Genomic DNA, 22,855 nt, shown 5'->3' on the forward strand with positions numbered 1-22,855 from the left:
ACGAAAAAGCTGGGAAGAAAGCGGTTTCTTACGAATAGTGCATCCACGACTGAGGAATTGAAACCAATTGTAACTAAGTGTAACGAAGCGAGTTCCTATCTGGGCGTTCCCCAACTTCGTGTCCCGCAATAACCCAGGAACGAGAAAAATTATTTAAAATTTTGTAGGGCGGACACTCCTGGCCCGCCCTACAAAGCAAAGTTACAGCATATTCCATGTAGATTTAGATCGCGAGAAACCGGGTTTCTAGCAACAGAATCAGTAATGATGCGAGAACTGCAAAGAAACCCGGTTTCTGGGCTGTACTTCATAAACCTGGAATAGGCTGTAAATCTAGAACAGCTTACAAAACAGTCCCTATTTCCTTCAAATAAACCCGCGTAAACGGTTCATCATCGCCCAGAGTATACTGTTCGATCAATCCCTGGCGGCGAATAGAAATACTATTTCCTTCCCTCACCACCACAGTATCTTCATCAGTGCTTTCTCTGACCAAAATCATCTCCGTTTCCCCCGGATTGTCCAGCACCACCATATTGCTGCCCCGATAAAACATTCCCTCAGCTTCCAAAATATCTTCGGGATATTCAGCAATTAACAAATCGAGCTTGGGATGCCGCAGCAAACTTTGCACGTTAAGATGGTAATTTTTATTCAAAACTTTTTCAGAACGGTTGACAAAAAGTCCACCGCGACAAACAGCACCGATTGTCCAATCGGGATGCTGCAACAGAATGTGGTCGATGGTTTCTTGCAGTTCGTGCACCGAAATTCGGTTGAAAGTAATAATCGGAATTCTGGCGGATTTTCCCGATTGAAAGAAAGTTTCGATAATATGCGAAGGCACATCAACACCTTCGCCGACAGCCGGGTTGAGGTGCATGAAAATTCCCGGCGCGGCATTGATCTCGATAATCCCAAAATTGCCTGTTTTCCAAGATTTGGTGAGAGTTTCTGTTACCACATCAATCCCCAAACAAGTTAACCGAAAATGTAGGGCGATATCTTGAGCCAAAACAATGTTATCGGGGTGAATAGTGCGGGTAGCGTCGATGCTGACGCCGCCTGCGGAAAGATTAGCGACTTTGCGCAGAGACACAGTGCGATCGCCCTCTAGCACACTATCCAATGACAGCCCTTGTTCTTCCAGATACATTTCCATCGCTTCGTCGGACTGAATTTTGCTCATTGCCGAAGTTGGCGTATCCAAACGTTCTGGTTTGCGGTTTTCACGGCGGATCAATTCGCGAATTGTTGAGTCGCCATCACCTGTTACCCAAGCCGGCCGGCGTTCAGTTGCAGACACAAACTTGCCGTCAACGCACAGCAGCCTAAAATCCGATCCTTTGATGCTGTTTTCCACAATTACTCGCACCGGGTCTGTTTCGGGAATTGCCTTAACTGCTCTTTTAAAAGCTGCCTGCAATTCCTCACCATCTCGGACATCTGCTGTTACGCCAATTCCTTTATGACCGACTACTGGTTTGATAGCAACTGGGTAGCCAATTTCTCTAGCAACTGCCAGAGCTCCGTTTTCTGTGGAGACGATATCGCCTTTGGGAACAGGGAATCCTAATGTAGCGAGAAAAGCTTTACAGTCGTCTTTGCGCGTGGTAAAATCTGAGTCTAAGTGGCTGTCAGAATCAAAGGTAGTTGCAGAGCCGCGAACCAGTTTTTTGCCGTACCCGTATTGCATTAGTCCTTCATCCCACAAATAAAATGCGGGAATGCCTTTTTGGGATGCCGATCGCATTAATGAATAAACTGTCGGGCCTCCGTAAACAGACTGCCGGAACATATTTTGCAGCGCGCCCATTTGTGCTTCCAAGGGAAAGTCTTGATTTTGATTGATGGCTTCAAACCAATCCCAAACAGCGTAAACGACTGCTCTGGCGCTGCGGGCGTGCAGCGCTTCTATGCTGATTCTGTTAAACTGAGAAAACGGCTTGACGTTCCAGTGTTGGAAATGCAAACCCATGTCGAGTTTTGCTACTTCTGAGGCGGTACGGGCGAACAGTTGGGCGTGGTTCGAGAAAGTTTCTTGCAGGAGTTGCGGGTAGCGATCGCCAATAATTTCCTGGTAATGTGCGATCGGCAACGGTTCCCTCGCGCCCGTCACCGCTAAATCAAAAACTAAAGCCGCAGTGTCTAAATAAGGGTTTGGCCCGATATAGTGTTTGAAGTTGAAAACATCAAAAATATCGGTTTTTCGAGCATTGACGCGGGCTGTTTCGGTGCTTTTTTCTTGCAGCATTTTCTAACCTCCTTTGAGCTAAATTTTTACGGTAAGTCTCTTGTCGGTTCATGGGATACTACCTGCGGGCATAGATATTGCAGCAGTGAGACAAATACTGCGAGCAATTCTGTCTTGAGCATAGCGGGAGAGGAGGAATGGGAGAGTGGGAGAGTGGGGGAATGGGGAGAGGGGGAGAGTGGGAAAATATTCCTTCTTCCTTCAACATCTAACTAAGCAGTGATGACTGAGCACTTATGGCTAATGACTGCTTTCTTCCCAGTTCACAAAAAAAACCTATAACTTTTGAGAGGTGCAGCGCCCGCTTAAATTGTTTATCACTGTGAAAGAGAATTTAAGAGGCAGCAAATCATGAAGATAGCACAAACTGCTCTCAGGGATAAAGTTCACGACTTAGCTGAGGAAGCATTTCACCGGAAGCTGATTTCTGGCTACGGCGACGGTCAAAACAGCAACGAATATCAGATTGTGTGGAACGGCAAACCCAGACACCTACCTTTAGAACGGGCGCGTACAATCTTGAGCAATTTGATCGAACGCTCGCACTAAGGGGCGATCGGACTAATTTAGGACTGACGCTCATCAACCCGGTTTCTACGAGGAAGAAGAGGTTTATGGCGGAAACATCCAGTCAGAAATCGAGTTTATGACCCGATCGCGCGTAAGTCCCGATCGGCAGTTGCGGGATTTAAATTCTCTGTCAAAAAACAATAAAACTCTTGTGGGGTGGGCGTCCCGCCCGCTCTGAACAGGCAATTTAAATGCGCGACAGCTTACAGCGTCTTCCAGGTTTATGAAGTAGGGACACGGCGAGAGCAAGAGTGTCCCTACGGCGGGATAGATCGATAGGCGGGTGTCCTTCCTAAACGTGGAATCGGGTGTAAATTCAACTGATTTTTTGACCCACCTCTATCCTGTTAGGGTAGGGGGGGTAGGTTTTTTTTAGCAAAAACATCTTTACAGCCCGGGGCCAGAGCAAACAAACCCCAGAACCCTTGAGTTTTGTGCGTCCAGGAATCATCAAATGCAGATAATTTTGTGTATCTATCTATACCTTTTGGCAGTTTTCAGAAAAAAGAATTTTGTGTTTTAGTGAAATTTAATAAATTAAAAGTGGAGATAATATGGCCAGCAACGAAAATCAGGGGAAGTTGCTAATTATTGGGGGCGCAGAAGACAAAGAGGGGGAGTGTAAAATTCTGCGGGAATTCTTGCGGTGCGCCGGAGGCACTAAAGCCCGCATTGTAGTGATGACGGCTGCGACCAGCCTGCCGGGAGAAGTAGGAGATAATTATATCCGAGTGTTTGAGCGACTCGGCGCTGAAGACGTGCGAGTTGTTGACACCCAGAGACCCGAAGATGCCAACAATCCAGAGTATTTAGAAGCGATCGAACAAGCGACAGGCATATTCTTTACCGGCGGAGATCAAGCGCGGATTATTAGCTGCTTGAAAGACACCAAACTCGACGAAGCTATGCACAAACGCTACTCGGAAGGGATTATCATTGGTGGCACGAGTGCCGGCGCGGCGATGATGCCAGACATGATGATTATTGAAGGAGACTCCGAGACAAATCCGCGCGTTGATGCGGTAGCAATGGGCCCGGGAATGGGTTTCCTTCCGGGAGTTGTCATCGACCAGCATTTCGCCCAGCGAGGTCGTCTGGGACGGTTAGTTACCGCACTCTTGCTGCAACCGGCCGTGTTGGGATTTGGTATTGACGAAAATACAGCTATTTTAGTCAGCGGTGACGAGTTAGAAGTTATTGGCGAAAGCGCTGTAACAATCATCGACGAGTCGGAAAAACTCCACGACAATATAGATGGACGGTTGAAGGATGAGGGTTTAGCGATTTGCGGCGCCAAGTTGCACATCCTCCCCCACGGATACCGGTTTAACTTGAAAACTCACCAGCCGGTGTTGGATAGCGTAGCAACTACAGCAGATAGAGTAACGGCGATCGCCTAATTTACTTGGCAACTGGCAAACATCTCAAAATTATCTAGGGCGGGCAGTACGCACTTTACCGCTGCAACGAAGTATGATGGTTGACAACCCAGTTTCTGCATCCAAAATTAATAAAAAGAAGAGGATTTTACCTCTTCTTTTTTCTGGCGGTTTCTGTTTCTTTAAGCACTTTTCTGTTCACCAAAAATCGACTGCTGCCCTTCTTCAGTCGAGATTAAATTCCACCCTTGAGTTTTCAGCTTCTGAAATGTTGCCCATCCCTTAGAACCGCCAGGTTCCCGGTAGTCGGATGCAGCGAACTGCGGAAAAGCTGTGTAAGGCCGCCACGCTTGACGGGCTTCGGTGCGCAAGTGCAATATCTTTTCTCCATTGCCTCCCAATCTGGGCAACCAACACATTTGTTTTAACATTTTTAACACTCCAGAGTTTTACAGTAACGGTAATTCGCCAACATCCCACATTAAACTTTTAGAGCCTTAGACCCACTGCTCGAAATATCTAACGGGTAACAGGGACGGATGAGATTTTCACCGATTACCAATTACTGAGGTAGCAGCAGTCGTTAAAGCTGATTTGGGCTCTACAAAGTTGGCAAGTGAAAGACTACTAAACAAGTCCTCCCAAGGCATAAGCAAAAATAATCATTGCTATTCTCGGCTCAAACTTGACTTAAAGTCGATCGCGCGAAAATCCAGTTGCATAAAGCATTCATTTTTCTGGTTTCCCTTGCCTGATAATTACAAGCCGATCCTCGCCCTTTCCGCCTAAAATGACATCTTTCTACAGTATTAGCTCTGTCAGCTAAAAAATGTTCCTTTAGTTACAATTATTAAATATTTGTCACGATTTATCTAGTTATCAAAAGTTAAATTAATTTTCACAAACAGCGCTTAATAATTTTTAGTGACTTTAACTACATTTTAGATTTAAATCTGACCTCCGGGTGCTTGTAGGCGCATCTTACTAAATCCTGCGGGTGCCCCCATAAGCACCTTACAACATAAGAGTTACAGGTTTAACTCTTAAGAACGATGGCGACAGATTTGCAAAATTGTAAAAATGAATACTAATCACAGCTATAAGTTCTGCAAATAAGATATTCATGGCCGCTGCAATTGAATTTAAACTCTTCGCTCCCAACAACAAAGCAGCTACACGGATCGGCTCATTTTCCAAATGGGATGAAATTCCCTTACAAAAAAATGATAAAGGTTATTTCCGCACTAAAATTCAGTTAGAAGACGGTATTTATCAATACAAATTCCTAGTTCAATCGCAAAGTCCCTATTTTGAGCTGGACGAATGGGTAGAAGTCAACGATCCCTGCGCGACTGAAATTAACCGCACTACTCATACAAGTTCAGTTCGCATCAAAGCCGGGGAACGAATTATTGATAGCTATGTTTGGCAGCACGATGACAAAGAACTCCCACCAAATGAAGAATTAGTTATTTACGAACTGCACGTTGCTGATTTTTCCGGCGCAGATGGTTCCGAAAGTGGCGGTAAATTCCAGCAGGTTGTCGAGAAATTACATTATCTGTGCGATTTCGGGATAAATGCGATCGAACTAATGCCAGTTAATGAATATCCGGGCGATGATAGCTGGGGCTACAAAGTCCGCGATTTCTTTGCCGTAGAGTCAATCGATTTTAGATTTTAGATTTTAGATTTTAGATTGACTTGCGCGAGATAAATGCTCTTTCTTGAGGATTTTCGATTTTCGATTTTCGATTGATTCCACGGATAAATCACGTGGCGGGTACCACCTTTGAAATTCTTGGTCAAGCTACGGTGGAACCGCAGATTTGAAGCGATTGATTGACGACTGCCAAAGTTTTCGCATTTTTGCCAGAGAAAATTTCGCGGGGAAGACTTTCGATATCGAAAAGCTCAAGCAAGTTCTGGATGGCAAACAACAAGGCTATCAAAACACAACTAATGCGATCGATTATTTAGCCAATCACGACCGCGACCGCTTGCTAGCGGAAGCAAGCTTTGGGATTCTCGACCGAGAAACTGCTTTTAAACGCGCTAAATTGCGAGCGCTTTTGTTAGTAACAGCAGTAGGAATACCGATGCTGTGGATGCGGGAAGAGTTGGGACAGTCCACTCGGGAAACTCCCAACCAGCCGAATAAACTGCAATGGTCTTTGTTGAAAAATCAGCCCAATCATGAGTTCTTGGAATACGACAAACACGTGATTCGGCTGCGGCGAAATTGGCGGTATTTTATAGCGAAAATATTGAATTTATCCACGAAAATCCCGAAGCCGAAGTGCTGGCTTACTACCGCTGGAGCGATGAGGGAACGCGAGCTGTGGTTGCAGCCAATTTTTCGGATACTTATCTATCTGGTAACAGCCTTCCTAACTTTCCGGCGGGAACTTGGCACGAGTGGATGTACAACAAAATCGTAGAAGTTGGGGAAGAAGGCTTTAAGTTTGATTTGCCGGAATGGTCAGCACCGGTATTTGTTTGAAAGCCGGAGAATTTATGTCTCCAGGCAGATGAGAAGCACAGTTGTACAACATTAAATGGTAGTTAGGACTGGCGAACCAAATTCAAGAAACCGGGTTTTTCTACCCTGGCGGATGGCTGGAACGATACTTTTTTGTAGAAAAATCCGGCTTCTGCGTCAACGCCGTGCGATCGTAATTCCTGGTATTGAAAATAACAATTGCACGGGGACGTGCCAACTGTCAATTAACACAAACTTTGTGGGAGGATAAACTCTATGGGCTGGTTAAAAAGACTGTTTGGTTTAGAAAAACTAGAAAATCAAGAAACTGTTGACGCTCCTGCTTACCAAGCACCTGTAGCTCAAGCTCAATCTCAAGCTCAACCTGCTGCGAGCGCTCAGACAATTCCGCCGGAACGCATGGGATTGAATGGAGAATACGATCAAAGCGGTTTAGCTAAACGGGTGGCTCAGGCTTTCGATGCAAATCCTGATGTTGCGGATATTGACACTGTTTATGTCGCTCAACATGGCTCTACGGTGGTTCTCAAAGGAACAGTTCCCAGTCAGGAAATTGTCAACAGGTTGGTGACAATTGCTAAAGGTGTTAAGGGTGCAACTGGGGTGGAAACTAATCAAGTTTCTGTCGGCTAGCCCGACGGTTGTTGATAACGGTTAACGGTTAATTTTTACAGGACTTACGCATTCCGACGCCTAGAAACCTGGTTTTGTAGCGAGTCGGCGGGCGGGAACGAAATATTTTCATAAACAACCCGGTGGCTGATTCCCTATGCGTAAGTCCTATTTTCGCTGTTAACGGTTATAAGCTGTTGGGCATCTTGCGTTGTATTGACTGTAAAATTCAGATGGGCCGGGGCTTAGCAACCGCCCTGACGATTATGACGTTCTTAATTGCACTTTGCCCATGGGGTCGATTGCAACTTCTGTCTTCCTTCTTGCTTCTTCTATAACTATTTTTTTGACTGCTCTTGCTTTACGTAAAAAAATATGACCGGGGAAACATTACAACCTACTCGCGGAAAATTAGAAAGGACTATTGCCCAGGGAATTCAAGCTTTGTACCGCTCTCAACTCGGACACCAAACGAGTCAGGCGCTGTGCAATCTTTTCGATAACAAATTGATAATTGTGATCGAAAATGCGATTACTCAACCTGAAAAACTTCTGGCTCAGAACGGTCAGGAAGATTTGGCTTCGCAGGTGCGAGTACAACTAGAATCGGTACTAGAATTGCAACTGAAAGACTTAATCAAAGAGGTTTTGGGCGTGCGAGTGACTGATTTGCTCACCGATGCGACTTTGGAGACTGGCCGCACAGCAACGATCGCAATTTTGGAGTTTGCACCTAAAGTTCGCGATTCTAATTATAAGTCTAAAACTCAACCAAAAACGGCTGAAAGTTGAGGTGGTAGCGGATAATTGCTTCTAAATCCTTGATGTTAAAAGGTTTGGAAAGGTATGCAACGCACCCGGCTTCGAGAATCCGATCGCGGTCTTCTGCTTTTGCTAGTGCTGTGATAGCAACAATCGGAATATGTCTGATATCGGGATTTTGTTGGATGTGGCTTACTAATTCTATACCGTCTATATCTGGCAGGCAAATGTCTAGTACGATTAGGTCGGGATGTCGCTCGACTGCTGCTGAAAGAGCTGCGTACCCGTCAACTGCGCCCACGCATTCGCAGCCGAATAAATCGAGTATTTGTGTCAGAAGCTCTAAGTTGTCGTGATTGTCGTCTACCGCCAAAACTAAAGGACGGTTGTCAACCGCCTGTAGACCGCTATTGAATGACGAGGGTTCCAAGTTATTCTTCCAAGTAGGGTAGTTCATAAATGCCGATCGAATGTAGTTCGATCAAAAAAGTTTTCCCCGAGGCATTCCTCAAGTGGCGCTCCGGCACTTGAAACAGATTGGCTCGTATTTGTAGCTCTCACAGGGCTAGTCTTCTGTCTAGCTCGATTGTACAATATCCATGCAAGCTGGTGCACAGGCTGCACCAGTCGATCGATGGCATAGCATTTCCCTATTTTTACCTATCCCAGCGCAAATTACCAGCTTAAGCCCATACAGGTGCGTCAGCCTTGGTAACAAAACGGGATAAATACGAAAAATCTTATTAAGAAATAATGCTAGCTTAATTGCTTGCAAGAGTGGCGGGATATTTTGTAGGATACTATCAAAAGTAGACCCCGATGGTCTTAGGTGAATCTATCTCAAGGAAGATTAGAACGGAAACTTAATTTAAAAAAATTCCACCTGCTGAGAGATACTTGTTTGTCTGGTTTATACTTCAATCTTTTTAAGTAGTAATTATCGCAATTTTAGCAAGTAAAAATATCAGTTTTTACTTGGTTTAACCGATTTTAATTTAGGAGATTTTGATGACAATTACAATCAGAGACGACCTGACTTACATTTTGCTGAAAAAAATTGGCAGCGGCAACGGCAGCGGAGAGTCGGAAATTAGGAACGCAGTCGAGGAGTATGTCGGTAGAAAGGTGGCAGAAGCAGAATTGCTCGGTCATTTGGACTACCTCAACCAAAGGGAATTTATCAAAGCGGAGTTTAGTGGAGAGCCTTACGGAGGAGCTGAGTTATTGCCACCTTTAGTGGCATTTCAAGAAGCTGATTTAACAGAAAAAGGCCAGAAACTGTTACTGAAAATGGAGACGAATCCTCCCAAGTCTCTCCACCAAGAAGGGTCGGCAGTTCCTATAGCTTCTAAGGATATGCCGTTTTTGGAAAAAGTGATGCTAAAAGGTCACTTGGAGGATATTTTGGATGCCCGCGACATTACCGAATTAGTGTACCGCACAATGCGCGATGTGATGACAACAGAAGCTAGCGATCGCGTGGAATCTGAACTGCACAAAGAAGTTTTGCCTGCGGATGACAGAACCCTGCAACAAGAAATAGCAGACCTCTGGAAAGATACCAATCCGCTGGTGGGATTGCTCAGCCGGGTGCGTCAACCTTTGACAAGCGAATTTCAAAGGTGGTACCCGCCACGCGATCGATCTCGCGCAAGTCAATCCAAAATCTAAAATCTAAAATCCTCAAGCCCCCGAATTTATCTCGCGCAAGTCAATCCAAAATCTAAAATCTAAAATCTAAAATCGAATGACCGGCGAGCCTGCACCTTTGGGAATCGATGGCAATTTGTTTGCACGGAGGGTGGAACAAGAAGGCGCACTTCCCTCGGGAGTCAAACCGGAAACTGCGATCGCGGCTGTATTTTCTGCCACGAAGGATGAGTTGTCCCAGGAGCGAATTCAGGAAATAGCGGGCTTTTTGCCGGACAGAATTCGGGAAATTTGGGAGTAGGCTTAACCGGATTTTTCCTGGTATAAATACTTACAAGCCGGGTTGACGAACCAGCATTCTGCGCTTTTGAGCCAGAAGCTTTTCTCATCAACCCGGTTTCTGTATACCTCTTGTCTTGTAACTCTGCAATTGTTGTGTAGTGATGATTTGAGTCCAGATCGAACTCGCTCGGACTTGAGTCCTCGCTACTTGTTCGATCGCTCGTTTCTTGCCTTGTAATTGCTGTGAGAAACCCGGTTTCAAACCGAAATTGTGGGGAAACCAGAAACATCCTCAGAAACTGAGTTTGTCGCTCTCGGGTTGGTTCAAGCCCATAGATGCCACAAAAGTGTTGTAATCTATAATACATGGCGAGTTAACACCGTGGCTCGCAAAAATGCTGTTAACAGCCGTGGAGATCAAAAGGGATGGCCCGCACCAAAGTTAGACAAATGTCACGATCGACTCTAGAACAAGAGATTTTACTCAATCGAATTACCAATCGCATCCGCAACTCTCTAGAACTGCAAGAGATTTTGACGACAACTACCAGAGAAATCCGCAGTTTTTTAGCCAGCGATCGGGTAAAAGTTTATCGCTTTGAGGCAGACGCTAGCGGTGAGGTCATTGCTGAGTCCATCAACGGTGACAACTTGCCATCTCTTTTGGGTTTGCGCTTTCCAGCAAGCGACATTCCCAATAGTGCTCGCGAAATGTTTGTCAAAGCGCGGCAGCGAGTGATTGTAGATGTGGAATTAAAGCATCAAACAATTAATCGGTTAGATTGTCCCGAAACCGGCAAAGCTTTAGCAGTTGAAGATATTCGCTATTGTCCCGTAGACCCCTGTCACGCTGAATATCTGAAGGCTATGGGGACCCGTTCTTCTTTGACGGTGCCGATTTTGCATCAAAATCAGCTTTGGGGGCTGTTGGTGTGTCACCACAGCCAACCGAAACGGTTTAGCGATCGAGAATTGAAAATGGTGCAGTTGCTTGTGGATCAACTTTCAATTGCGATCGCCCAATCTTTTCTACTCAGTCAAGCTAGACAGCAAGCGCGCGACGAAGCCGTGATCAACCAAATTACCAGTTTGCTGCATTCTCCTCTGGAACTAAACGAAATTCGGAAAGCAGTTCTGGAACAAACAGTCAAGCATTTGCATGGTTCGGGAGGGCGACTGTACATTGCAGCCGAGTTTGGCGATCGGCCGGCTTTACTTTATACCTGCGGTCAGCAGCCCCCGGAGATCGACCTTGAACTCAGCCCGTTTTGGCAGCAAATCATGGGGTTTGCCAACCAAGGCGATCGAGCAAAAAGTGCCGATCGTAGCAGCCAATTAGGTACTTTTCAAAATCTATATTCCCAGCATTACACTTCATTTGACACAAATATTTCCAGTTTAATAGTACCCCGCTTGTACGCGATTTCTGATATTTCTCAAGAACCTCAACTCAAATCTGTATCTGCCAATTTTTTCGCAGCCTCGATTCGATCGTTTTTAGCAGTACCGCTGCAATACGGCCAACAGTGCATCGGCTGTCTCACCGTTTTTCGCAGCCCGATAGAAACCGAAATTTTGTGGGCGGGTCCTTGCACTTCCGACGCCCGGAACGATCGTCCCCGAAAGTCTTTTGCAGCTTGGAAAGAAATCAAAACCGGCGAAGCTCTCAATTGGAGCAGCGAGGAACAGAAGCTAGCAAAATCTTTAGGAACTCACCTGTACATGGCTGCAATGCAGAGGCGCGTCGAGGCGATGATCAGACATCAAGCTTCTCACGACCAATTAACCGGTTTACCTAATAGATTGCTGTTTAATGAAAGGCTGTCTTTAGCTTTAGCTACCGCGCACCAAAACGCAGAAATGCTGGCGGTGATTTTTCTAGATTTGGATAGATTTAAAAATGTTAATGATACTCTCGGCCACCCCGTGGGCGATTTGTTGCTGCAAGCTGTATCTCAGCGTTTGACTAGCTGTTTGCGCGTGGGGGATTCGATTGCCCGTTGGGGCGGGGATGAATTTACTGTGCTGCTGTACAACCTCAACAGCCGTGAGGAAGCAACTAAGATTTGCCAGCTAATTATCCAGAGTTTAAGCAGTCCTTTTGATTTTGAAGGTCTGGAACTTTATACCAAAGCTAGCTTGGGAATTGCTTTGGCTCCTTACGACGGAGAAGATGCAGAAACGTTGCTGAAAAATGCTGATGCTGCAATGTACAAAGCTAAACAGAAAGGTCGCAATAATTATCAGTTTTACACGCGGGCGATCGGCAGTAAAGTCTCCGAGGATCTTAACTTAGAAAATCATCTTTACAAAGCTCTGAAAAAATCCGAGTTTGTGCTGCACTATCAACCGCAAATAAACTTAAAGACTGGCAAAATAGTCGGCATGGAAGCTCTGATTCGCTGGCAGCATCCCGAGCGCGGTTTGATTTCTCCCGATCGCTTTATTCCCTTAGCTGAGGAAACAGGATTCATCTGCGAAATTGACGAATGGGTGATGCGGACTGCTTGCTTGCAAAATCGAGCGTGGCAGTTACTGGGATTGCCGCCGATGCGGATAGCTGTGAATTTATCAGCCCGCCAGTTTCTGCAAGCTAACACGGTAAAAACCATCGCTGCAATATTGTCAGAAACCGAATTAAATCCCGAGTATTTAGAAATAGAAATTACCGAGAGCATTGCCATGACAGATGTGAATTTTACGGTGTCGGTATTGCAGCAGTTGCAGCAATTGGGAATTCAAATTTCTCTGGACGATTTTGGCACCGGTTATTCTTCGCTTTGGTCTCTGAAAAACTTTCCGCTCAATAATTTAAAAATAGACAAATCCTTTGTGGCCGATTTGGTGAACGGCAGCAGCGGTGCTACTATTGTGAAAGTGGCGATCGCCTTGGGACAGGGCCTGAATTTACAGGTGATTGCTGAGGGAGTAGAAACAGCAGAACAGTTGGCATTTTTGCAGTCGCTTCAGTGCGATATGGGTCAGGGTTACTTCTTTAGCAAACCAATACCCGCGGCTGCCGTAACTCAATTGTACCTAGAAAATCGAACGGGCAACAAAAAAAACCTTCTATTTTGAGCGGTATCTTTAGGGACAAAGCTTTCGCCGTTTCCGGCGCGGGAGTAGGACACGGCATTGCCGTTTCCCTACGGCTGGCTTTTAATAATTGGTATAAGATTGAGGACTAAAGTCATCATCAAAATAGGAAGAGTTTAGTCCTCAGTACAAACACCTTGATTAGGGATAATTAACCTGATTCGATCTTATATCGTTTGCGGTTGCATCGGAATGATAGTTCGGACACGGCGAGTGCCTTAGTCCCTACCACAATTAATTGTAGGGACTAAGGCACTCGCCGTGTCCTGACTGTGGGTAATATTAATTCTGATGCTACCGGAGTTGATATTACTGCCAAACAAACACTTTCGCTTCGTATTCCGGCAAGTCAATTATAATGTTGTCATCGCCGGATTCCACATCATAATTGCCCGTCCATTCGTGCCAAGTTCCGTTTGCCGGAAAGTGCGGAACGCTATAACCTGCCAGATAATTTTCCGACCAATTCACCACTACTACAACTCTCGAACCTTCATCGTTCCAGCGAGTGTAAGCAAAAACTTTCGAGTCGGGGTCTTCGTGGAAAAACTCGATGTTTTCTGTGTAAAGTGCTTGGTTATTTTTGCGCAGGTGAATCAAGCCTTTGTAGTATTCCCACAAACCTTTATTCAGGTCATTTCCTAGCAGCGTCCAGTCAATTTTAGCTTGCTCAATTGTTTTGGCTTTGTATTCGCCAAATTCTTCGCCCATCCAAATCAGCGGCACGCCAACTGCTGTCATTAATACCACCGTTCCCAACTTCGCCCGCTTGAATGCGGCTTCATCCAAAATCCCGCGCGAACCCAATTCGGCAAAAACGCGATCGTGGTCGTGATTGCTCAGATAATTGACTACATTGGTAGCACCCAAGTAACCTTGCCGCTTGCAGTCGATTACCTCTTTGAGCCGTTCTAAATCAAAATTGTCGCCGCAGAGTTGTGGAATTATGCAGTGATAGAAACTGTCGTGCCAGCAGCCGTCCATCGGCCCGTCTAGATTCGTGATGCTGGGATCGTCGGGAATGTATTCGGCAACGGTGTAAAACGGTTTGGGGCCGGCAACACTTTTGGCTTCTTGAACTATCCAGTGCATGAAATCGTAGTTAGCAATTTGTCGCGCCGCGTCGAAACGAATGCCGTCGAGATGATATTCTTGAACCCAATAGCGGACTGTCTCGCCAATAAATTTGCGCGCCGGATATGTTCCTAAGTTTTCGTCGTAGAATTCGTAGTTAAATTCCGGGCCCCAATTGTTATCTGGATCGCGCGGGGCGTGGTGATACCAATAATCGTGATCGATTTGAGTGAGGGGGCTCGATGATTCCGAGTGGTTGTAAATCCCGTCGATGATGACGCGAATGCCGCGCCCGTGACACTCGTCTATCAGGTTTTTGAGTTCTTCTGTGGTTCCGTAGCTGGACTCGGTAGCGAAGAAATAGCGGGGGTTGTAGCCCCAACTGTAGTCGCCCGGGTATTCTTTGAGGGGCATGAGTTCGATCGCGTTGATGCCGAGTTCGACTAGGTAATCGAGTTTTTCAATGACGTGCTCGTACTTGCCGCGGGCGAGGGGATCGGCTTCGCCGCCGGAAAAGTCGGCAACGTGCATTTCGTAAATCACTAATTCCCGATCGGCCGGTAGAGGTTTGTCGTCGTGTTTCCAGACGTAGGTATCGACAATGCGATCGCCCTCTTTGATCCGAACCACGGCGTTTTGAGTGGGATTGTCGATGTCAGTCGCGTAGGGATCGACCACATCTACCCACTGATCCGCTTCCAGAAACCAGCTTTTCGACTGAACGCGAAATTTGTATTGATAAACGCCATCCTCCAACTCAACTCGCGTGCGAAAATAACCTTCTTCGTCCTTTTCCATCGGGATCTCTTCCCAATTAGAAAAAGAGCCAATCAAGGCAGCTCCTTTGTTGTAAGGAGCAAATAACTTGAATTCAATTGGAGCGGTCATAATACCTCTTTCTAAAATATTTCAGTAGCAGTTGATACTTTTAATCTCCCAAATTTAAGCGAACTCAGGCATCACTCCGCAGATATAATTTTTTTAACGCTTAACTATTCCTAAAAGTATGGTAATCTTGTCACGGTCAGCGCATTTTTTGAATTGACATAGCGCAATATCGGCAGTGCGAGCGAAATTTATCTAACTTGCGATGCTCAACCCTAAGTATTAGTAGCATGAGATGTTTTTTAGCATCTATCTTAAGGTTAATTTACTTATAAAAATCTTATTTAAAATATCTGCACTGGGATAGATGCGGATTTAAACTATAGCTTTTTTAAACCGAAAACACTTCGCCAACTGGTGCGCAGTGCGCACCCTACTTTTTCGGCAAAAATTAGTCAGCCCGTGGCAGTACGCACCCTACTTTTTCGGCTGTAAGGTGCGCATTGCGCACCCTACTTTTAACTTGATTTTGCCTGATGATAACGCTTCATCCAACCAAGCCAGAACGCAGGGCGAGAACGGCTGCCTGAGTGCGGTCATCAGCGCACAGCTTGTTCAAAATATTGCGGACGTGAGTCTTGACTGTACCGACAGTAATGTAAAGCTTTTCGGCTATTGCAGCATTGCTGTAACCCTGGACGATCAGTTCTAAAACCTCTAATTCCCGTTCGGTTAAAGGGTAAGTCTCAATGATGTGACTGAACTCGGGTTCGGCAGCCTTAATTGTGACTCTTTTGCCCTCAGCCTTCGGTTCTTCCGGTGCAGGTTCCTTAGTGCGAGCTTGTTTCAGGACGATGCGGGCGATCGCCGGATCGATCCAAGAGTTACCTTCGTGAGTTACTTTTACTACATCTAATAACTGATCGAAGCTAATATCTTTCATGCAGTAAGAGTCAGCTCCGGCGGCAAAAGCTGCCAGAACTTCTTCTTCATTGTCCTGAAAAGTCAGGATCAAAATTTTTGTATCTGGATCTGACTCCGCTACCGATTTTTTGAACTTTTGTGTAAGTTCAATGCCATCAAAATCCGGCAAGCCAATGTCTACAATTGCCACGTCAGGTTTTGAAGACTGAAGCAGTTTCAATCCGTCTGTAGCGTTAGCTGCATCGCCGACAACTTCTATCGTGTCACGCTGTTGTAAAGCTGTGCGGATGCCGACTCTTGTCAAGTCATGGTCTTCTATCAAAGCAACGCGAATTTTACTCATCTTTCTTCCAATAGTCCGCTAAACTTTTAAAATATCGTCAACTGACTCAGCTAAACTGAGTAAATTTGAGAATGTGTCCTGATTTATGGTTTTACAGGCTGCACATCATTTTTAAGCATACTCATGCAGCCGCCAAGAATGCAAGTTAATTTTTAAGTTATTTTGCGGCGATGCCTGCACGCTCCTTCCTCGGGACAGGTAAGCTCTGAATGTTTTAACAGTTTAACTGAATTATCTCATTGTCCGCCCCTTGATAGAGGTAAAGATACCACTACCCGGATAAATTTAAAGTATAAAAAATTTTGATGCACTTGGGCCGTCAAAATAAATAAAGCTAGCAGCACGAGTCTTTAGCCGGTGTTAGGGCTCAAGTTCACTGCTTATTTATAAAACCTGTTATGACTCAGTATCACGGCAATAACTCTTTTCGCTCGGACTTTTCCGATGCGGAAATATTACACAAAGTATCTGAAATAACATCCCCCCAACCGCAAGTTTGCGACCGCGAAACTCAGGACGATCGCCTGTCGTCGGCAACTCCTGACATAATTTGGAAAGCCTATCCCGACGGCTGGGTGACTTATTTAGGTCAGCGCTGGGAGGAATACACGGGGGTACCAGCAGCAGCAGCTTTGGGTTTCGGATATCTGGCGCAGGTTCATCCAGAAGACCGTCCTCGTCTGTTGGCGAGGTCGCGCACTTGTGAGTTCCCGCCACCAAGTTACGAAATTATATTTCGTCTGCGGACGCGAGAGGGCACTTACCGCTGGAATCTGGCCAGAGGAACGCCGGCTAATCCAGACAGTCAGGAAGTTTTGGAGTGGGTGGGAACTTACACAGATATGGACGCGATCGCAAAAACTCAAACCGATCCCCAAGCAGAACTAGAATTTTGGCCGCATCAAGGGCGCTCGGAAGCCAACTTCAGAGCAGAAAATGTGTGCGAAGCCGGGACGGTAAGGGACGCGGGGCGGGATTATTTGCACGCGCTCGAGCGATTTACAAATCTGTTGAGCCAGCGCGCGGGTAACTTGTGCCAGTTGTTGCAAGCTATCGCGGACGCGACTGTAGAGGCGATCGCCGGAGCGGAATTTTGCCTGGTTGCTCTCCTGGAGTGCGATTGCAGCGGCCTCAAACTCACCGCTGTCGGGGGCTCGGAAAACTTTAGTGGGGGCAAAACCCCGCACGTGCAAAACAAGCTGCTGTGGGAAGCATTTGCGACGGGAGAGTCTGTACTGTGGCGGTCGGAGCACCACACAGGCTTGCTGCCGGCGGCGGCCTGTGCAGCGGCGATCGAGTCGGAGGAAACCGGGCGTTTGGGCGTGTTGGCGATCGGCAACGGGAAAGACAGCACGGCGATTGACGGGGAAACTCAGCAACTGCTGGCGGTTATGGGGAAACAAGCTGCGATGGCGATTAACAGCGCGCGGGCGATCGAAATATTAAAAAAGCAGGAACAGCTTTTAGACTTGCAAAACGAGCTGCTAATTCGCCAGCAGGAAGAACTGGAAAATCAGGGCCGGCGCATTCAACAGCAAAAATTGCAACTGCTAGAAGCAGCCAAGTTAAAATCGCAATTTTTGGGCACCATCTCCCACGAATTGCGAACTCCCATGAATTCGATTATTGGCTTTTCCCAAGTGCTGCTGCGCCAGCACAAACAACTGCTGAGCGCGCAGCAAACAGAGATGGTGGGGCGCATTTTACATAACGGCAAAAACCTGCTACTGCTGATTAACGATATCCTCGACCTCTCCAAAATCGAGAGTGGCCGCACAGAACTAGAAACTGAAGAATTTGATTTAGCGCATTTAGTAATGGATGTCGCCATGCAATTTGGAAATCAAGCCACCGAAAAGAATGTGGCAATGTCCGTCAGCGTGTGCTTGCAGAATCAGTTTACAGTTAATGACAAGTTGCGCCTGCGGCAAGTGTTGGTCAATCTCATTTCCAACGCGGTTAAATTCACCCATCAGGGCAGCATTTGCATTCAGGTGCGGGAATTAAATTGCGATCGGCTAATTATCACCGTTCAGGATACAGGAATCGGCATCTGTGAAACCGATATTCCCCACATTTTCGACAAATTCCATCAAGCCGACCAAAGCACAACCCGCCAATATCCAGGTACCGGTTTAGGACTAGCCATTAGTGCCTCTTTAGTCAAAATGATGTACGGCAAAATTACGGTCGAAAGTCAACCCAAAAAAGGTTCGACATTTCGGATAGAATTTTTGCGAAATATTAAGCCTAATAAACTCCTGTCCTGACCGCAAACATTTTTTTATCTATTTTTAGATATAAAATAAGGGAATAAAACAGATATGATAACAATTCTTTTTTCACTCTACCAAACACTAAATAATCAACAGAATTAATATCGATTCCGGTTCAAGCAGAAGGATTTTTTACTCTTGAATGTGAGCCAAAAAACAGAAAATTGTGCTTGTATTTGGTGGCATATTGAAGGAGAATTAGACAAAAAAATGGTTTGACTCCCGAATTATAGCGGTAAGATGCGCCGAAGAGAACCCTACATATACAGGAGTCAACCAAAAAAAGGTTTAAGCTGCGAATAATAGCGATAAGTTACGAAATTTAGTCCGCAGAGGCGGACTTTGTTTGAGTCCATGCAGCGGTTTGAAGCGCCGAGTTTTATCTAAAGACTAGAAGTTTTCCCTACTTGAGCCTGATTAGCAATTGGTTTAACATCGGTGTAGCCCATATTGTTAGCTACGTCGCGCAGTACCGAAATTTGCTGTTCAAAATCAAGACCTTCAATTTGACCTAAAACGCCATTAACAGCCTCAGTTGCCTCATATCCTTCGGGGATATCGACAATTTTTTTTCCCATACCAACAGCCCAAGCATACCAAACCAACAACTGATTGTTAGCAGTTAAAGCTCCGTAAGCGTGAGAATACGGGGTGTCGTCGCGGTTGACAATACCTCGCATTATATTCAATTGTTCGTCGTGGGAAAGGTTGTAAAAATCATCTAGCAGCACGGGAGCTAATTGTGGTTCGGCGGCGGCGGGAGCGGCCGGTGTAATTGACTCTCCCATTTTTTCATAAACAAAGTAGAGCAGCGCCAGTTTTTCATCTGTACCCAACCCGTTGATTGTCTGAACCATGTTTTGAGTGTCGTTGGAGAGAGAGTGGGGATTCGTCGCGGCGGGTGAGTTCATAAATAAAGTTCCTTAAAAATGCTTCCAGAATATATAAATATCAACATTTGTAAGTACAAGTCACCCTCCCCGAGAGGTAATACGATTTTAGATTTTAAATTTTAGATTTTAGATTAAAGAATTGGGAATGACAGATGATGTATGGGTTTGGAGCTTGCATATAGTTGCGTTAGTTTCGGAAAGTCGCGTAATGTTGACCAGCCACATTAGAATAAATCAGCCTTGAGATAGAAGCCGGCGATACATCTAGGGGTAGATGAAAAAGCAACGGAATTGAATAACAATAAATAAGTGAATTGTTAAATAAAACTAGAAAGGAGTCGGCGATGTCTGAAATAAATACAGAATCAAATAACGAGCAAACATTTGACGCTCAGCAGATAACTGAAAGCGTGGAAGCGGGAGAACAAAAGTTGCCGACGGTTGATGTATCCGCCGATTACGAAGCTTCAAAAGAATTTAGTGTTAGTGAAATCGATCGCACGGCTGCCGGTGCCCAAGCTGCTGCCACCGCAACAGCACCTAAATTTAATGTTCCCAGTCCTAAAGAGATCGCAAAGCCTGCAGATTCCAGCGGCAATCCCAAGGATTATCGTTCGATGGCTCAGGAAGTTAATCCCGCAGGTACACCTGGCAATGTTACCGACGATTTGATGGAGAAAGCGCTCGATCTTGGTACTCCCGGCAGTTAATTTAGCAATTCTCCACCCTCGATGCACAACCTCTATATTGTAGGGTGCTGATGGCGCGTCTTATTCCTATAATTGGCGCGTCAAACCACTTTTTGGCACGATCCCTGAATTCTCAATTGATTGCACGATAAGCTGCAATACCGTAGGGACACAACATTGTTATGTCCTTAAAGGCTGCAATACTTAAAGGGTTAATTTTAAGTCTCCCTAATTGCTTAATTTTAAGTCGATCGCCCGACAAATTTTGCCGACAGTGCGATCGCCCAAAATTTCAATTACTAAATCCACGCCATCGCCGCCCTCCACCATCGACTTAATAAATAACTCGGGATGCAGCGCTTTCCAAAAATATTCGACAAACCGATTAATTTCGGCCTCTGTCATTCCCGACTTTCCTGCGGCCATCATTTCTCGTTCCGCCTGATTGCGCCAAACTTGAGAAATGCGATAATCTTGGGGATACAAAACCATCAACCGATCTAATCGTTTCCACAGCGGCAGATAGTCGTGCAGTTTCGCATTCATATCGCGCGCAAACTGACAGTCGCCCTCTGTGGAAATCGGAAACGGTGCACCCGCCAAAAACTCGTTTAATTTGGCATCAACTACCGGATTCACGCCGACAAACCAACCTTCAAAAAGTACAATATCTGCACCGGAAATAATTTCGGGTTGACTTCTATCTCCTGCACCTCCCCAGGCTGATTTGTCAAACCTGGGAATTTCTATATTTTTATTAATTAAATCCGGTTTGATGGCATCAGATTTGGGATTGTCAACTGCTGCTAAATTGTGAGTTAGAGAACCGCGCAACTTGTCTAAAACTGCTATTCCTAAATCAATATCGTGAGTGCCGGGGGGGCCGCGCCAAATTAAACGCGGGTCTGCTTTTTGGAGTTTTTGGCGATCGGCATAAGTCTTATAAATATCGTCTAAAGAAAGGCTGACAGTAGAATATCCCAATTTTCCCAGAATCAGCCTCAAAATTTGGCATAAAGTAGTTTTTCCCGTTCCTTGCCCTCCTAAAATTCCTTGAATTAGAGGACGGTTTAAACTTTGTTTTGCAGTCGATAATTGCATTGCCAGCGGCAGCCAAAGATTCCACAAAGTTTCCAGAAAAACAGTTGACTTTAGAGGGAAAGTATGCAGTTCGCCAACAAGAGAAAAGAATAAATCCGTTTTGCAGCGGACAACATCGGCTACAGTGTCAGGAGTAATGCCAAAAGCGCGCGTAAGCGTTGCCCTCGAAGAGGATCGCGCATCATCCGCAAGTTCCCAAAAAGCCAGGTGCTCGAAGTCGGGAGCGATCGGGCGATCGCCCGCTTGCCACCGGTGTAAAATTTCAACAGGGGTTACAGTCGATCGATCCATATTCTCAAAACTCTCTATGCGGGGGCGGGTTTTGTACAAATACTATCTGCAACCGACACATATTTGACCCTAAACCCGCCGCTACAAGCCCCTATAATCCCCTACAAGCGACTAATAACTAAGGACTAATTACCACTTGAGCAAATTAAATTCTTCCATGTCTACGGTATTGCGGTTGCGGTAAATTGCCAAAACAATCGCCAAACCCACCGCTGCTTCAGCAGCCGCTACTGTAACTACAAACACCGTAAATACTTGACCTTTAATCTGTACGGGGTCAAGATAGTTAGAAAAACCCATCAGGTTGAGATTGACTGCATTCAGCATCAACTCGATCGACATCAACACTCGCACTGCATTTCGGCTGGTAATTAAACCGTAAATGCCAATACAGAACAGTGCAGCAGCTAATAACAGGAAATACTGGAGTTGCAGTTGCATAAATTTTTTGAGTTTCTCTCAGTCAAAATTACTACAAAACAGGCAGATAGAGGAATTACCAACAGAAACCAGGTTTTTCGCCTGAGGTGCGCACTGCGCACCCTACGGTTACTGCTGTTACTTGGTGTCGGGTGAAGAAACATCACCTGCAGAAACCAATTCCCGCGGCCGTTCTGGCAAACTCAAAGCGGGTGTTTCTGATAGCTTCTTTGACAGTTCATCAGGGAAGAAATCGCGGCGTGCCAAGACAATTGCCCCTACCATTGCCATCAACAAAAACACTGATGCTAACTCGAAAGGCAACAAAAAGTCGGTAAAGAAATGTTTGGCGATCGTCACGATCGAACTTTCTGCAGGTGCTCCCGCAGTCGCCACAATAGCCCAAGGAGTAGACACCACCATCGTACCCAAAAGCCCAAATAAACCAGCACAAACCAGTGCAGTTGCTCCTTGGCGCACCCAAGCGTTGGGAATTGTGCGGAAGTCTTCTCGTTTGTTTACTAGCATGATGGCAAACAAAATCAAGACGTTAACAGCACCAACATAAATCAACACCTGCGCTGCAGCGACAAAATCAGCATTCAGCAACAGGTACATACCCGCAATGCTGGTAAATACGCCGCACAGCAAAAATGCTGAGTAAACGATATTGGAGAACAGCACTACTCCTAATGCTCCTCCAATCATCATTAGGGACAGTATGCCAAATGAAACAATTTGAACGCCTTCGGCTAGATTCACAATTTTTAATCCTTTGTTAGTTGCTAATTGGTAATTGGCCAAACAGGGCGTGGGGCATTGACCAAACAGGGCATTGGGCATTTGTTATTTGTTATTTGTTATTAGTGGAAAAACTACTAACAAGTAACCACTAACCACTAACTATTCCC

General features: G+C 45.6%; 20 protein-coding genes and 1 pseudogene. 12 read left to right on the top strand and 9 right to left on the bottom strand.

Annotated features, from left to right (window positions below; all coding sequences use genetic code 11):
• Positions 1-343 precede the first annotated feature (343 nt).
• Positions 344-2,254: an ATP-binding protein gene (locus tag QUA99_RS06310; RefSeq protein WP_333240379.1), complete on the bottom strand. Its 1,911-nt coding sequence runs from the start codon at positions 2,252-2,254 to the stop codon at positions 344-346.
• Positions 2,255-2,605: 351 nt separating this feature from the next.
• On the opposite strand from QUA99_RS06310, the gene QUA99_RS06315 reads away from it, so the two are divergent.
• Entirely contained in the window at positions 2,606-2,803 is a 198-nt protein-coding gene (locus tag QUA99_RS06315; RefSeq protein WP_333240381.1) for a hypothetical protein, read from the top strand.
• A 575-nt stretch (positions 2,804-3,378) separates the two neighbouring features.
• Positions 3,379-4,224, top strand: coding sequence for a cyanophycinase (locus tag QUA99_RS06320; RefSeq protein ID WP_333240383.1), 846 nt, complete (start codon positions 3,379-3,381; stop codon positions 4,222-4,224).
• A 161-nt stretch (positions 4,225-4,385) separates the two neighbouring features.
• Here QUA99_RS06320 and QUA99_RS06325 read toward each other — a convergent pair whose 3' ends face one another.
• Entirely contained in the window at positions 4,386-4,634 is a 249-nt protein-coding gene (locus tag QUA99_RS06325) for a hypothetical protein (protein WP_333240385.1), read from the bottom strand.
• Positions 4,635-5,326: 692 nt separating this feature from the next.
• On the opposite strand from QUA99_RS06325, the gene QUA99_RS06330 reads away from it, so the two are divergent.
• The 5 genes and pseudogenes from QUA99_RS06330 (at position 5,327) to QUA99_RS06345 (ending at position 8,110) form a co-directional block, all read left to right on the top strand.
• Positions 5,327-5,887 carry an alpha-amylase family glycosyl hydrolase gene (locus QUA99_RS06330; protein ID WP_333240387.1) on the top strand — a complete coding sequence of 187 codons (561 nt, stop codon included), beginning with the start codon at positions 5,327-5,329 and terminating at the stop codon, positions 5,885-5,887.
• A gap of 154 nt (positions 5,888-6,041) precedes the next feature.
• Positions 6,042-6,335: pseudogene (locus tag QUA99_RS33025) on the top strand (alpha-amylase family glycosyl hydrolase); the annotation flags it as partial.
• A 209-nt stretch (positions 6,336-6,544) separates the two neighbouring features.
• Positions 6,545-6,706, top strand: a complete 162-nt coding sequence (locus tag QUA99_RS33030; RefSeq protein WP_445250985.1) for a hypothetical protein — start codon at positions 6,545-6,547, stop codon at positions 6,704-6,706.
• 255 nt (positions 6,707-6,961) lie between these two features.
• Positions 6,962-7,339: a BON domain-containing protein gene (locus tag QUA99_RS06340; protein WP_333240392.1), complete on the top strand. Its 378-nt coding sequence runs from the start codon at positions 6,962-6,964 to the stop codon at positions 7,337-7,339.
• 354 nt (positions 7,340-7,693) lie between these two features.
• Complete coding sequence (locus QUA99_RS06345; RefSeq protein ID WP_333240395.1) at positions 7,694-8,110, top strand: DUF2294 domain-containing protein; 417 nt, start codon at positions 7,694-7,696, stop codon at positions 8,108-8,110.
• Here the strand turns inward: QUA99_RS06345 and QUA99_RS06350 are convergent.
• On the bottom strand, positions 8,079-8,537 hold the full coding sequence (locus QUA99_RS06350) for a response regulator (RefSeq protein WP_333240398.1): 459 nt from the start codon (positions 8,535-8,537) through the stop codon (positions 8,079-8,081). The two genes, QUA99_RS06345 and QUA99_RS06350, sit on opposite strands and share 32 nt — an antisense overlap.
• 551 nt (positions 8,538-9,088) lie before the next feature.
• Between QUA99_RS06350 and QUA99_RS06355 the strand changes: the two genes are divergently transcribed.
• The 3 genes from QUA99_RS06355 to QUA99_RS06365 all read left to right on the top strand — a co-directional run bounded on the left by QUA99_RS06355 (position 9,089) and on the right by QUA99_RS06365 (position 13,090).
• On the top strand, positions 9,089-9,751 hold the full coding sequence (locus tag QUA99_RS06355) for a DUF2267 domain-containing protein (protein WP_333240399.1): 663 nt from the start codon (positions 9,089-9,091) through the stop codon (positions 9,749-9,751).
• A gap of 76 nt (positions 9,752-9,827) precedes the next feature.
• A complete protein-coding gene (locus QUA99_RS06360) occupies positions 9,828-10,031 on the top strand; it encodes a DUF2267 domain-containing protein (protein ID WP_333240402.1) in 204 nt (67 codons plus the stop codon).
• A 407-nt stretch (positions 10,032-10,438) separates the two neighbouring features.
• Positions 10,439-13,090: an EAL domain-containing protein gene (locus QUA99_RS06365; protein ID WP_333240405.1), complete on the top strand. Its 2,652-nt coding sequence runs from the start codon at positions 10,439-10,441 to the stop codon at positions 13,088-13,090.
• A gap of 327 nt (positions 13,091-13,417) precedes the next feature.
• Here QUA99_RS06365 and QUA99_RS06370 read toward each other — a convergent pair whose 3' ends face one another.
• Positions 13,418-15,070, bottom strand: a complete 1,653-nt coding sequence (locus QUA99_RS06370; RefSeq protein ID WP_333240406.1) for an alpha-amylase family glycosyl hydrolase — start codon at positions 15,068-15,070, stop codon at positions 13,418-13,420.
• 484 nt (positions 15,071-15,554) lie between these two features.
• Positions 15,555-16,274 carry a response regulator transcription factor gene (locus QUA99_RS06375; protein ID WP_333240409.1) on the bottom strand — a complete coding sequence of 240 codons (720 nt, stop codon included), beginning with the start codon at positions 16,272-16,274 and terminating at the stop codon, positions 15,555-15,557.
• 398 nt (positions 16,275-16,672) lie between these two features.
• Here QUA99_RS06375 and QUA99_RS06380 point away from each other — a divergent pair, with 398 nt between their 5' ends.
• Complete coding sequence (locus tag QUA99_RS06380; RefSeq protein WP_333240411.1) at positions 16,673-18,544, top strand: PAS domain-containing sensor histidine kinase; 1,872 nt, start codon at positions 16,673-16,675, stop codon at positions 18,542-18,544.
• A gap of 389 nt (positions 18,545-18,933) precedes the next feature.
• Here the strand turns inward: QUA99_RS06380 and QUA99_RS06385 are convergent, their stop codons facing one another.
• The gene (locus QUA99_RS06385; RefSeq protein WP_333240413.1) at positions 18,934-19,461 is read right to left on the bottom strand and encodes an orange carotenoid protein N-terminal domain-containing protein; all 528 of its coding nucleotides are present in this window, start codon (positions 19,459-19,461) and stop codon (positions 18,934-18,936) included.
• Positions 19,462-19,787: 326 nt separating this feature from the next.
• Between QUA99_RS06385 and QUA99_RS06390 the strand changes: the two genes are divergently transcribed.
• The gene (locus QUA99_RS06390; RefSeq protein ID WP_333240416.1) at positions 19,788-20,153 is read left to right on the top strand and encodes a hypothetical protein; all 366 of its coding nucleotides are present in this window, start codon (positions 19,788-19,790) and stop codon (positions 20,151-20,153) included.
• A 207-nt stretch (positions 20,154-20,360) separates the two neighbouring features.
• Here the strand turns inward: QUA99_RS06390 and QUA99_RS06395 are convergent, their stop codons facing one another.
• From QUA99_RS06395 to QUA99_RS06405, 3 genes are all read right to left on the bottom strand, one after another.
• Entirely contained in the window at positions 20,361-21,524 is a 1,164-nt protein-coding gene (locus tag QUA99_RS06395) for a glycerate kinase (RefSeq protein ID WP_333240445.1), read from the bottom strand.
• Positions 21,525-21,653: 129 nt separating this feature from the next.
• Entirely contained in the window at positions 21,654-21,959 is a 306-nt protein-coding gene (gene nuoK / locus QUA99_RS06400; protein ID WP_228042566.1) for an NADH-quinone oxidoreductase subunit NuoK, read from the bottom strand.
• Between the two features lie 123 nt (positions 21,960-22,082).
• Positions 22,083-22,706, bottom strand: a complete 624-nt coding sequence (locus QUA99_RS06405; RefSeq protein ID WP_333240447.1) for an NADH-quinone oxidoreductase subunit J — start codon at positions 22,704-22,706, stop codon at positions 22,083-22,085.
• Positions 22,707-22,855: the final 149 nt, after the last annotated feature.

Source organism: Microcoleus sp. F10-B2 (assembly GCF_036704965.1).
In the GTDB taxonomy this organism is placed as follows: Bacteria; Cyanobacteriota; Cyanobacteriia; order Cyanobacteriales; family Microcoleaceae; genus Microcoleus.

Bases quoted from the DNA above. Each gene is read 5' to 3' on its own strand.
- QUA99_RS06310 (WP_333240379.1), bottom strand. From the start codon at position 2,254: ATGCTGCAAGAAAAAAGCACCGAAACAGCCCGCGTCAATGCTCGAAAA.
- QUA99_RS06315 (WP_333240381.1), top strand. From the start codon at position 2,606: ATGAAGATAGCACAAACTGCTCTCAGGGATAAAGTTCACGACTTAGCT.
- QUA99_RS06320 (WP_333240383.1), top strand. From the start codon at position 3,379: ATGGCCAGCAACGAAAATCAGGGGAAGTTGCTAATTATTGGGGGCGCA.
- QUA99_RS06325 (WP_333240385.1), bottom strand. From the start codon at position 4,634: ATGTTAAAACAAATGTGTTGGTTGCCCAGATTGGGAGGCAATGGAGAA.
- QUA99_RS06330 (WP_333240387.1), top strand. From the start codon at position 5,327: ATGGCCGCTGCAATTGAATTTAAACTCTTCGCTCCCAACAACAAAGCA.
- QUA99_RS06340 (WP_333240392.1), top strand. From the start codon at position 6,962: ATGGGCTGGTTAAAAAGACTGTTTGGTTTAGAAAAACTAGAAAATCAA.
- QUA99_RS06345 (WP_333240395.1), top strand. From the start codon at position 7,694: ATGACCGGGGAAACATTACAACCTACTCGCGGAAAATTAGAAAGGACT.
- QUA99_RS06350 (WP_333240398.1), bottom strand. From the start codon at position 8,537: ATGAACTACCCTACTTGGAAGAATAACTTGGAACCCTCGTCATTCAAT.
- QUA99_RS06355 (WP_333240399.1), top strand. From the start codon at position 9,089: ATGACAATTACAATCAGAGACGACCTGACTTACATTTTGCTGAAAAAA.
- QUA99_RS06360 (WP_333240402.1), top strand. From the start codon at position 9,828: ATGACCGGCGAGCCTGCACCTTTGGGAATCGATGGCAATTTGTTTGCA.
- QUA99_RS06365 (WP_333240405.1), top strand. From the start codon at position 10,439: ATGGCCCGCACCAAAGTTAGACAAATGTCACGATCGACTCTAGAACAA.
- QUA99_RS06370 (WP_333240406.1), bottom strand. From the start codon at position 15,070: ATGACCGCTCCAATTGAATTCAAGTTATTTGCTCCTTACAACAAAGGA.
- QUA99_RS06375 (WP_333240409.1), bottom strand. From the start codon at position 16,274: ATGAGTAAAATTCGCGTTGCTTTGATAGAAGACCATGACTTGACAAGA.
- QUA99_RS06380 (WP_333240411.1), top strand. From the start codon at position 16,673: ATGACTCAGTATCACGGCAATAACTCTTTTCGCTCGGACTTTTCCGAT.
- QUA99_RS06385 (WP_333240413.1), bottom strand. From the start codon at position 19,461: ATGAACTCACCCGCCGCGACGAATCCCCACTCTCTCTCCAACGACACT.
- QUA99_RS06390 (WP_333240416.1), top strand. From the start codon at position 19,788: ATGTCTGAAATAAATACAGAATCAAATAACGAGCAAACATTTGACGCT.
- QUA99_RS06395 (WP_333240445.1), bottom strand. From the start codon at position 21,524: ATGGATCGATCGACTGTAACCCCTGTTGAAATTTTACACCGGTGGCAA.